We start from the raw sequence: 11,704 nt of genomic DNA on the forward strand, positions 1-11,704 counted from the left end.
TGAAGACTGAAGCCGCATCGGCCGAGCCACTGGCTGGCCGATCTCGTTCGCAGGAATTGCTGCGCGCGGGCACGCCGCGGCATCCGTCGATGCTTTGCAGCCCTCCAGCGCTTTTGTCGGTTTTTCCCAGGAGTCCCCATGTCCGCCTTCGCCCCGTCCGTTGCCGATCGTCTGCTCGACCTGAACGACCTGCTACGCGACCTGGTCGCCCAGGGGCGGCTGCACCAGGAGACGGCCGAGCAGTGCATGACACTGCGCCGCAGCGCCACGCAGAACCAGCAGCACCCGCTGGAGTTCATCGCTGCGCAACAGCTCGAGGACTTGTCCAGGCCGGGCAAGACGCTCGATCTCGAGACCCTGACCGTCTGGCTCGCCGAGCAGGCTGGCCAGCCTTATCTGCGCATCGACCCGCTGAAGATCAATGTCGCAGCGGTCACGCCGCTGATGTCCTATGCCTTCGCCCAGCGGCACAAGATTCTGGCCGTCGCGGTGGACGCCAGCGCCGTGACGATCGCCAGCAGCCAGCCCTACGTGAAGAGCTGGGAAGCCAACCTCACCCACGTGCTCAAGCGTCCGATCAAGCGGGTCGTCGCCAACCCGGCGGACCTGCAACGCTTTACCGTGGAGTTCTACCGGCTGGCCAAATCGGTCAGCGGCGCCACCGCCAGCGACCAGAAGATCAGCGGCACCGGCAACTTCGAGCAGTTGCTCAACCTCGGCGCCAGCGACCAGGAGCCGGACGCCAACGACGCGCACGTGGTGAACATCGTCGACTGGCTGTTCCAGTACGCCTTCGACCAGCGCGCCAGCGACATCCATATCGAGCCCCGGCGCGAGCAGGGCACGGTGCGCTTTCGCATCGACGGTGTCCTGCACAACGTCTATCAGTTCCCGCCGCAGGTGGCGATGGCCGTGGTCAGCCGCCTGAAGTCACTCGGACGGATGAACGTCGCCGAAAAGCGCAAGCCGCAGGACGGCCGGGTCAAGACCAAGACCCCGGACGGCGGCGAGGTGGAGCTGCGCCTGTCGACCCTGCCGACGGCCTTCGGCGAAAAGATGGTCATGCGCATCTTCGACCCGGACGTGTTGCTCAAGGGCTTCGACCAGCTGGGCTTCTCCGCCGAGGATTTGCGGCGCTGGCAGAGCATGACGGGCCAGCCCAACGGCATCATCCTGGTCACCGGCCCCACCGGGTCGGGCAAGACCACCACGCTCTACACCACGCTCAAGCAGTTGGCGACGCCCGAGGTGAACGTCTGCACCATCGAAGACCCGATCGAGATGATCGAAGGGGCGTTCAACCAGATGCAGGTTCAGCACAACATCGAGCTGACCTTCGCCAGCGGCGTGCGCGCCCTGATGCGCCAGGACCCGGACATCATCATGGTCGGCGAAATCCGCGACCTGGAAACCGCCGAGATGGCGATCCAGGCGGCGCTGACCGGGCACCTGGTCCTCTCGACGCTGCACACCAACGACGCGCCGTCGGCGATCACCCGCCTGCTCGAACTGGGTGTGCCGCACTACCTGCTGCGAGCGACGCTGCTAGGCGTCATGGCCCAACGCCTGGTGCGCACGCTGTGCCCGCATTGCAAGGCGCCCGTCCAGCTCGACGCGGAGGACTGGCAGGCCCTGACCAAACCCTGGAACGCACCGCTGCCCGGCAACGCCCACCGCGCGGTGGGCTGTATCGAATGCCGCGACACCGGCTACCGGGGGCGCGCCGGGGTCTACGAGATCATGCTGCTCAACGACGCGATCAAGCCGTTGATCACCGCTGACACCGATCTCATTACGCTGCGCCGCCAGGCGTTCAAGGACGGCATGCACAGCCTGCGCCTGTCGGGCGCACAGAAAATCGCCGCCGGGCTGACGACTCTGGAAGAAGTGCTGCGAGTGACGCCGCAGAGCGAGCAGAAGTAGCCGGAGGCTCGGTATTTGTAGGGTGGATGTCGCTTTTACTTCCACCGCAACTCCGCCCGGTGGATCGGTGAAGCGTGATCCACCCTACGCCAGCTCGGACCGCACCTGCGTCAGTGCCCGTACTTGCGCCGATGACGGCGACCTTTGCGACGATCCGAATACTGCATCAGCCGCCCGAACGTGCGGCGAGAATGCTCGCTACCTGGTTGGGCTCGCAGTTCAGATAGGCCGAGGATTGCAGCCATTGCTGGTCCGGATACCAGGAGAACATGAATTGGCCGCCCTTGAGGCTATCGACCACCATGCGCGCCACTTCCGGGCGGACGGCCGGGCAGCCCTGGCTGCGGCCGATGCGACCCTGAGTGGCGATCCACGCCGGGTTCACGTAAGCGGCGGGATGGATGACGATGGCGCGCTCGCGGGCACGATCGTTGACGCCCGGCTCGAGGCCATCCATGCGCAGCGAGTAGCCGTGCTTGCCGCTGTAACTTTCGGCGGTGCGAAACAGGCCAATGCTCGATTGGTGACTGCCGACGACGTTGGAAAAGCGCGTTGCCAGGTTCTCGCCGGACTTCATGCCATGGGCGACGAACTCCTCGAGCAACAATCGACCGCGGTGCAGGTCGAAGATCCAGAGTCGTCGCTCGGAAGAGGGCAGCGAGAAATCAATCACCGCCAGACGCTGGGCCGGCGTGGCACCGTTGTTGACCGCGCACTGCATTGCCGCCACGGCATGGGTGAGCACCCTGCGATCGAGGCTCGGCGCCACGCGGGCCAGGTCGTCGACCAGGGGTTGATAAGGGGGCGAGGCCGCCAGCAGCGGCGCTGACAACAGCATGCCTGCGACCAGGCAAAGGCGTCGGAGCGTGACCATCATGTTCGTCGAATACCTCAGCGGCGGACACGACCGGCATCGTTTCCGGCCCCACCAACATTCGCTGCCAGGCGGGAAGCGGCAGCGATACGAAGCCAGACCGGCACGGCCACGAGCGGGCCGCGCGATCTGACAGAACCTGTTCTATTGGCCTGTACGGGCCTGGTTTCCCCAGACGCCGCGAGGGTTTGCGCAGCGGAGTCTAGCAGTCGTCGGGAGAGCCGGGAGTGAAGCGTTGTACAAAAAACATGCATTTCGTCTGTTCGCAGCCCTGCTGTTTATCCCTGTTGCCGCTGGCGTCGCCGCGGATGACAAAACCCCGCCACCGTTGCGCACGGTTCTGGACAGCCCGACGTCCCGCTGCCCGGCGCTCGGTGCTCCGCTTGACCAGGCCGCACGCGAGCGCCTGGTCGCCTTCTACCAGCCGGAAGGTTTCGCCCCGATCTGGACCAGCTATGCGCGTCTCGACCCACTGCTGGAGCAGCTGAAGGCGTTGGCTGACGACGGCCTGGAGCCGTCGGTTTATGGCCCCGAACGCATCCGCCACGCGATGCAGACGGCCACGGCCGATCCCCTGCATCGCGAATGCGCCGACATCCAGGCCAGCCAGGCCTACCTGCAGGCACTCGATCACCTCGCTCACGGCCGTCTACCGCAGGACCGCTTCGAGCCGGTCTGGCGCAGCCCGAACGCCACAGCGCAACAACAGGAAACGCGCCGGATGCAGGCGATCGCGCGGGCAGGCCTGGGCGATATCGCCGGCGCGTTCGAGCAGGCGCGACCGGCGCTGGAGCCTTACCACAACCTGCGCAAGGCATATGCGCGACTACGCCAGGCGCCGCCGGCCTCGTGGCTGCCATTGCCCTCGGGGAAGACGCTGCGACCCGGCATGGACGATGACCGGCTGCCCCTGCTGCGTCAGCGGCTGGTCGCCGGAGACTACCTGCCCGCGTCCAGTCTGGAGGCAGACGTCGCGACCGGTTACGGCGACCGCGACATCGCGGCAGTCAAGGCCTTCCAGGCCCGGCATGGGTTGCAAGATGACGGCATCGTCGGTGCCGAGACGCTCGCCGCGCTGAATGCCACGCCGGCCGAGCGCCTGGGCCAGCTGCGGGTCAATCTGGAACGCATGCGCTGGCTGGCGCGCGACATCGAGCCGCACTCGCTGCTGGTTGACATCGCCGGTGGCCGCGTCGTCTTTTTCCAGGACGGCGAACCGCGATGGGAGGCACGCACCCAGGTAGGTCGCGAAACCCGGCCGACGCCGGCCATCAAGTCGAACGTCACGCGCCTGACGCTCAACCCCACCTGGACCATACCGCCCACCATTCAGCGCGAAGACAAGCTGCCGAAGATCCGCGAGAACATCGACTACCTTGCCGAGCAGGGGCTGCAGGTCATCGACTACGATGGCCGGGTGCTCGACCCGCAGCAGGTCGACTGGGCGAACCCCGGCAAGATCATGCTGCGCCAGGCTGCGGGCCCCGATAACCCTCTCGGCCGGGTGGTCATCCGCTTCGCCAACCCGTTCTCGATCTATCTGCACGATACGCCGAGCCAGGGCCTGTTCACCCGTAACCAGCGGGCCTTCAGCTCGGGCTGCGTGCGTGTCCAGTCGATCATGGAGCTGGTCGATCTGCTGCTGACCGATGAGGAGCGAGAGCGCGTCGAGACCCTGCTGGCGCGCGGCGAAACCTACGAGTTCCGTCTGGCCCAGCCGACCCCGATCCTGCTGGGCTACTGGACGGCCGAAGCCGACAGCGCCGGCACCCCGCGCTTCCGACCGGACATCTATCACCGTGACGGTACATTGCTTGCGGCGCTGCGCAGCGCCGACCGGGATGCTCTGCTTGAATAAAGGATAGGGAAGCCCACTCCGCGCAGCGGCCACCAGACCGGCGGCTCTGGCAGATTGCCCGTAGACCGAGGTCTACTTGCCCCCGTCTCGGGCCGGGGTATCTTGCGCACGGCCAGCCTTGCAGGTAGCAATGGTCCAGCCGGCGCGCTTTCGAGCCCTGGGCGCCCCCCAGGATTTCCGACACCTTTGCCGCCATGGATAGCAGAGCAGATTTTGAACATCGAAAACGACGCCCACACCTGGAACGAAGCTGATCGACTGGCGGCACTGGCCCGATATCGCATCCTGGACACACCGCCGGAAGCGGCATTCGACGACCTGGTCCTGCTGGCCACCGAGCTTTGCGCCACGCCAAGCGCAGCCATCGTGTTCATCGACAAGGATCGCCAATGGGCCAAGGCTTCGGTCAACGTCCCCCAGCATGACCTCGATCGACACCAGGCGCTGTGCGCCCGTGCCATTACGCACGCCGACCCGCTGGTGATAGAGAACCTGGCCGAACTGCCGCAACTCGACGGCGCGAGCGGCTTCTACGCCGCGGCCGTCCTGCGCACGCCCGAGGGATTGCCGCTTGGCACCCTGTGCGTGATGGACACCCAACCGCGCCAGCTCTCGGAGCGGCAAAAGGCGCACCTGCAAGCGTTGGCGCGGCAGGTGATGGCCTTGCTCGAATTGCGCCGCAGCCGCGAGCATAACGAGCGCAACCGCCAGATCATCGACAGCGCGGTGGACTACGCCATCCTCGCCACCGATGCCCGGGGCCAGATCACCAGCTGGAACCAGGGCGCCGAACTCATCCTCGGCTGGACGGCAGAGGAGGTGCTCGGCAGCAATGCCGCGCGTTTGTATACCGATGACGACATTGCTCGCGGCGTTCCCAACGAGGAAATGGCCACCGCAGCGCGAGACGGCTCGGCCATCAACGAGCGCTGGCAGCAGCGCAAGGACGGCAGCCAGTTCTGGGCCAGCGGCGTATTGATGCGACTGAAGAACGACGAAGGCGAGCCTCTCGGCTTCGTGCATATCCTGCGCGACCTGACCGAGCGCCTGCACGAGCAGGCGGCGATTCGACAGGCCGAGGAGCGCTACCGCGCGCTGGTGGACCTCAGCCCGCAGATCATCTGGCAATGCGACGCCCGCGGCGAGCTCATCTTCTGCAACCGCTACTGGACCGAGTTCAGTGGCCGCTCGCTGGAAGCCTCCGCCGGCATGGGCTGGCTCGAGGCGGTCGCCGCCGATCACCGGGACGCGGTGATGCAGCAATGGAAGGGGGCGCTCAAGAGCGGGCAAGCCGGCAATTTCGAGGTTCCGCTGATCAACGCCGATGGCGAACCACGCTGGTTCCAGGGCAGCGGTGCCCCGGTCTACGACTGCGATGGTCATCTGCTGCACTGGGTGCTCGTCGCCCAGGACGTTCACGAGCGGCGGCGCGCCGAGCTTCAGCGTCTGGAGAGCGAGGCCTTTACCCGCAGCCTCCTAGATTCGGCCAGCGAAGGGTTTTATTCGATCGACACGCACGGCCGCGTCACCCTTTGCAACGAGGCCTTCGTTCGGCTGCTCGGCTTTGCCAGCAAGGAGGAGGTGCTCGGCCGTCACCTGCATGCCGCCATTCACCACAGCCACCCGGACGGTTCGCCCTACGCCGTCGAGGATTGCCCGATCCAGCGCACCGCGGTCACCGGGGAGCCCGCGCACGTCGCCTATGAACTCTTCTTTCGCCAGGACGGCAGCAGCCTGCCGGTCGAATACCGCGTCGCCCCGCTGTACCGCGACAACCAGCTGCAGGGCGCCATCTGCACCTTCACCGACATCAGCGAGCGCGCCCGCGGCGAAGCGCAGCAGGGTTACCTGCTGGAACTGAGCGACCGCCTGCAGGATGGCGACGGGCAGATCGAACTGGGCGATGTCATGGCCGAACAGCTGGCGCAGCTGCTCGGCGTCCAGCTCATCGCCTTCGGTCGGCTGGATGAGCAGCAGTGCCTGGTCATCGAGCAGCGCTGGAGCGCTGCCGGCCAGCCAGCGGCGCAGGCCCCGATTCGCTTCGGCTGCTGCGCCCAGACTTTGCAATTGCGCCTCGGCCAGGGCCTGATCGTGCCCCTCGACGACCTGCTCGACGAAGCGGATTGCCGCGCCGATTGCGAGGCCGCGCATCGACAGCTGGGCTGCCGCAGCCTGCTGCTCGCGCCGCTGCTCGAGGAGGTCGCGGATTGCCCGGTACTGCTCTTCGCCAGCGCCACGCCGCGCAACTGGAGCCAAGCCGATATCGCCCTGGTTCGCGAGGTCATCGAACGCATCCGTGCCGCCGCCGACCGCGCCATCGGACGCAAGGCGGTGCTGGAGGCCGAGCAGCGAGTGAGCCTGGCCAACGAGATCGCTTCGATCGGCGTCTGGGAGTACGACCTGGAAAACAATCGCCTGCACTGGGACGCCCAGATCAAGGCGCTCGCCGGTGTCGCTCCGGACGAGCCGGAGCTCAGCGTCGACGAGTTCTTCGCACGGGTGCACGCCGATGACCGACGCACCCTCATCGACGCGTTCCGCAATGCGCTGGACGGCCTCGCCGGCGGCGAGCTCAATCTCGATTACCGCGTGTACGACGAGGGTACCGAGCAGTTCCGTTGGCTCACCAACCGCGGCCGCCGGATCATCGACGCCGGAGGCAAGGTTCGCCTGCTCGGGACGGCCCGCGATATTACTGCCGAGCGTAACGCCGCGCTCAAGCTGCTGCGCATGAATGCGCTGCTCGAAGAACAGATCCAGGAACGCCAGCTGACCGAGCAACGCCAGTCGGTGCTCATGGAGCTTGGCGACCTGCTTCGCGGGCAGCCCGACAGCATCACCATCGTGACCGCCGCGGTTCGCGCGCTCGGCACTACTCTGAACGTCACCCGCGCCGCCTTCCTCACCGTCGACCCGGGCGGCCAGTACGCCACGGTCGAGCGGTACTGGAGCGACGGCGCGCTGGGCGAATACAGCGAGCGCATGTGCTTCGCCGACTACGGTGATTTCGTCTACGACCTGCAGAACGACGAGATGGTCGTGGTCGAAGACGTGCTGCACCACACCCGTACCGCCGCCCAGGCCGCCAGCCTGCGCCTGCGCCGCATTCAGAGCCTGGTCTGTGTGCCATTGCAGGAGCAGGGCCGCTTCAGCGCCGCGCTGATCCTCCTGCAGGACCATCCCCGGCAATGGGCCGAGGAAGACATCTCCTTCATTCGCGAAGTGGCCGACCGCGCCTGGACCGCCGACGAGCGCATGCGGGCCGAACGTGCGCTACGTGCCAGCGAGGAGCAGTTCCGCACCCTGGCCGACAACATGAGTCAGTTCGCCTGGATGGCCGATCCGGCCGGGCGTATCTACTGGTACAACAAGCGCTGGTACGACTACACCGGCACCACGCTGGAAGCCATGCGTGCCCTTGGCTGGCGATCGGTGCACCACCCCGACCATCACATGCGCGTCAGCGCCTCGATGAAGCGCGCCGTCGCGATCGGCTCGATCTGGGAAGAGACCTTCCCGCTGCGTGGCAAGGATGGCCAGTATCGCTGGTTCCTGGCCCGCGCCCTGCCCATTCGCGACGAGTTCGGCCAGGTGACGCAATGGTTCGGCACCAATACCGACATTACCGCGCAGGTGGCCGCGGAGGAGGCGCTGCGCGAGCTCAACGACAACCTCGAGCGCCGCGTCGCCGAGCGAACCCGCGAGCTGGCCGAGATCAACCACCTGCTGCACGTGGAAATGGGCGAACGCGAGCGCGCCGAGGAAACCCTTCGTCATGCGCAGAAGATGGAGGCCATCGGGCAGCTCACCGGCGGATTGGCGCACGACTTCAACAACATGCTCACCGGCGTGCTCGGCGCACTCGACCTGATCCAGCGCCGCGTCGCCAGCGGCCAGACCCAGGACCTCGGCCGCTACCTCGACGCCGCGACCACTTCGGCCAACCGCGCCGCTGCGCTGACCCACCGCCTGCTCGCCTTCGCGCGGCGCCAATCGCTCGATACCCGGCCGGTGGACATCAACCAGCTGGTGCAGTCGATGGAAGACATGCTACGTCGCACCATCGGCGAGCACATCCGCTTCGAGACCCTGCTGCAAACCGACCCCTGGCTGGCGTACACGGATGCGCACCAGCTGGAGAATGCGCTGCTCAACCTCGTCATCAATGCGCGCGATGCCATGTCCGGCGGTGGTCGTCTGGTCATCCAGACCGGTTGCGTGCATGTCGGCACGCCCCAGCCGAACAGCCCGGAGCCCGGGGACTACGTCACCCTGAGCGTCGCCGACACCGGCTGCGGCATGCCGGCCGAGGTGGTCGCCAAGGCCTTCGATCCCTTCTTCACCACCAAGCCCATCGGCCAGGGCACCGGTCTGGGCCTGTCGATGGTCTACGGTTTCGTCAAGCAGACCGGGGGCCACGTGCGCATCGACAGCACGCCCGGCCAGGGCACGCTGATCACCCTCTTCCTGCCTCGCAATCAGGCGCAGGTGGAGGTGAACGAGGCGCCGAGCGAGACGCCGGCAGCGGTACAAGGCGCGCAATCGGACGAGACCGTCCTGGTGGTCGAAGACGAGGCCGCGGTGCGCATGCTTGTGGTGGAGGTATTGCAGGAGCTGGGCTATCACGTGCTTGAAGCCGTCGACGGCAACTCGGCGCTGCCCTATCTGCGAAGCGACCGGCGCATCGATCTGCTGGTGAGCGATTTCGGTCTGCCGGGCATGAACGGCCGCCAGCTGGCCGAGATCGCCCGGGAGCATCGCCCCGATCTTCAGGTGCTGTTCATCACGGGTTATGCGCCGAATGCCGAAGTGCGGGGCGAGTTTCTCGCGCCGGGCATGGACATGCTGTCCAAGCCGTTCAGCATCGACATGCTGGGCGCCAAGGTCCGCCAGTTGATCGAGCGCAGCGGATAACCGCGAGACAAGGAACTCTGCGGTTATCGTTGCACTCTTCTTGATGAGTCAATCATCGGAGGCAACGATAATGCGCAAACAATTCCTGGCAGCTGTCGCGTTGAGTGCCATGCCCTTCGGCGCGGCGATGGCGGACAACGGCTTCGTCCGCCAAATCCTCTCCTCGGGTGCGACCACCGCATCGACTTACATGACCTTCCGCGACGACAAACTGGTCGCCGCGGCACGCGAAGATGCGGGCACTTTCGTGGCCAGCGATGGCGAGATTCGCGGCCCCTATCTGGAAGCCATGCTGCAGCAAATCCGCAGCGACCAGCCTGACCTGCATGCCACCGACATGGAGCTGGCCAGCGCCGTGCTCGCCGCACAGCAGTAACCGTACGCGAAGGCGCGACGCCGTATCTTCGCCGCCCTGCCGCGTGAGTACCGTCCCGACAACGAACCTGGAGGCATCATGAAAAAAACCGCATCGGCCGTCTGGCAAGGTGATCTGAAGAGCGGCAAGGGCACCATCAGCACCCAGAGCGGCGCGCTCAAGGACAATCCCTACGGTTTCAACACGCGCTTCGAAGGCGCACCGGGGACCAACCCGGAAGAGCTGATCGGCGCCGCCCACGCCGGCTGCTTCTCGATGGCCTTCTCGATGATGCTCGGTCAGGCGGGTCTGACCCCCGAGCGGATCGACACCAGCGCCGAAGTCACGCTGGACAAGCAGGGCGAGGGCTTCGCGATCACTCAGATCGCCCTGACGATGAAGGCCAAGGTGCCGGGCGCCAGCGAAGAGCAATTCCGGGAAATCGCCAACAAGGCGAAGGAAGGCTGCCCAATATCCCGCGTGTTGAATGCGCAGATCAGCCTGAACGCGACACTCGAGGGCTAAGCAGTCAGGCAAATGAAAAACGCCGTCCCGGAGGACGGCGTTTTCACGATCCACAACGCTCGGGCCGATCAGCCGCGGATGTTGTAGATGTCCTTCTCGTTCAGCTCGGCGTACTCGTACAAGCGCTTCAGGTAGGCGCTCTGCTGTTCCCAGACCTTGGCAGCGGTCGGGTCGGCTTTCGCCGAGGCATCGACCACTTCGGCCGCCACTTCCTTCAGGCGCGCCAGCACTTCGTCCGGCAGGCGACGGACTTCCACGCCCTGCTCGCGCAGCTGTTCCAGCGCTTCCATGTTCTTGGCGTTGTAGTCGTCGAGCATGTCGCCGTTGACCGCACGGGCCGCGGCGCGAACGATGGCCTTGAGGTCGTCCGGCAGGGTTTCCCAGGCCTTGAGGTTGACGTCCAGTTCGAAGGTGACGTTCGGCTCCTGCCAGCCCGGCGTGTAGTAGTACTTGGATGCCTTGTGCAGGCCGAGGGCCAGGTCGTTGTACGGGCCGATCCACTCGGTGGCGTCGATGGCGCCGGTCTGCAGCGCGGTGAAGATCTCGCCGGCCGGCATGTTGACCACGGTACCGCCCATCTTGGTCAGCACCTCGCCGCCCAGGCCCGGGGTGCGCATCTTCAGGCCCTTGAAGTCGTCGACCGAGTTGATTTCCTTGTTGAACCAGCCGGCGGTCTGCACGCCGGTCGCGCCGCAGGCCATCGGCAGGACGCCGAACGGCTTGTAGACCTCCTCCCACAGCTGCATGCCGCCGCCACGATGCAGCCAGGCATTCATCTCCTGTGCATTCGGGCCGAAGGGCAGCGCGCAGAAGAACTGCGCCGCCGGCACCTTGCCTTTCCAGTAGTAGGGGGCGCCGTGGCCCATCTCGGCCGTGCCGCGCGACACCGCGTCAAAGACTTCCAATGCCGGAACCAGTTCGCCCGCGGCGTACACCTTGACGGTCAGACGGCCATTGCTCATCTCGTTGACCAGCTTGGCGAAGTTCTCCGCACCGACGCCTACGCCGGGGAAATTCTTCGGCCAGGAGGTGACCATCTTCCAGTTGAATTTCTCGGTGCTGGCGGTGCCTTCGGGCTTGGCGGCGGTTTCGCCTTCCTTGTTGCACCCGGCCAGGGCGGTAGCGGCCAGGCCGACACCTGCGGCGGCCAGAATCTGACGACGTTTCATGAGGTAACTCCTTGTTGTTGTAATGGCTGAACGCCGGAACACGCATTCAGGTAGCTCTAGCTATCATATGGCTATCGAACCCTCAA

At 65.8% G+C, this 11,704-nt stretch carries 7 protein-coding genes; 5 read left to right on the forward strand and 2 right to left on the reverse strand.

Annotated elements, in window-relative coordinates:
• The first annotated feature begins 138 nt into the window (after positions 1-138).
• Positions 139-1,923: a type IV pilus assembly ATPase TfpB gene (gene tfpB, locus MST27_RS02350; protein WP_243604396.1), complete on the forward strand. Its 1,785-nt coding sequence runs from the start codon at positions 139-141 to the stop codon at positions 1,921-1,923.
• Positions 1,924-2,089: 166 nt separating this feature from the next.
• Here tfpB and MST27_RS02355 read toward each other — a convergent pair whose 3' ends face one another.
• The gene (locus MST27_RS02355) at positions 2,090-2,800 is read right to left on the reverse strand and encodes a murein L,D-transpeptidase catalytic domain family protein (RefSeq protein ID WP_243604397.1); all 711 of its coding nucleotides are present in this window, start codon (positions 2,798-2,800) and stop codon (positions 2,090-2,092) included.
• Positions 2,801-3,032: 232 nt separating this feature from the next.
• Here MST27_RS02355 and MST27_RS02360 point away from each other — a divergent pair, with 232 nt between their 5' ends.
• The 4 genes from MST27_RS02360 to MST27_RS02375 all read left to right on the forward strand — a co-directional run bounded on the left by MST27_RS02360 (position 3,033) and on the right by MST27_RS02375 (position 10,449).
• A complete protein-coding gene (locus MST27_RS02360; protein WP_243604398.1) occupies positions 3,033-4,655 on the forward strand; it encodes a L,D-transpeptidase family protein in 1,623 nt (540 codons plus the stop codon).
• A 213-nt stretch (positions 4,656-4,868) separates the two neighbouring features.
• On the forward strand, positions 4,869-9,569 hold the full coding sequence (locus MST27_RS02365) for a PAS domain S-box protein (protein WP_243604399.1): 4,701 nt from the start codon (positions 4,869-4,871) through the stop codon (positions 9,567-9,569).
• A gap of 70 nt (positions 9,570-9,639) precedes the next feature.
• Positions 9,640-9,945, forward strand: a complete 306-nt coding sequence (locus MST27_RS02370) for a DUF2388 domain-containing protein (protein WP_243604400.1) — start codon at positions 9,640-9,642, stop codon at positions 9,943-9,945.
• 78 nt (positions 9,946-10,023) lie between these two features.
• Positions 10,024-10,449 carry an OsmC family protein gene (locus tag MST27_RS02375; protein ID WP_243604401.1) on the forward strand — a complete coding sequence of 142 codons (426 nt, stop codon included), beginning with the start codon at positions 10,024-10,026 and terminating at the stop codon, positions 10,447-10,449.
• Positions 10,450-10,517: 68 nt separating this feature from the next.
• On the opposite strand, the gene MST27_RS02380 is transcribed toward MST27_RS02375, so the two are convergent.
• Positions 10,518-11,618: a TRAP transporter substrate-binding protein gene (locus MST27_RS02380; protein ID WP_243604402.1), complete on the reverse strand. Its 1,101-nt coding sequence runs from the start codon at positions 11,616-11,618 to the stop codon at positions 10,518-10,520.
• Between the last annotated feature and the right edge of the window lie 86 nt (positions 11,619-11,704).

It is taken from the genome of Stutzerimonas marianensis (genome assembly GCF_022810315.1).
Lineage (GTDB): Bacteria > Pseudomonadota > Gammaproteobacteria > Pseudomonadales > Pseudomonadaceae > Stutzerimonas > Stutzerimonas marianensis.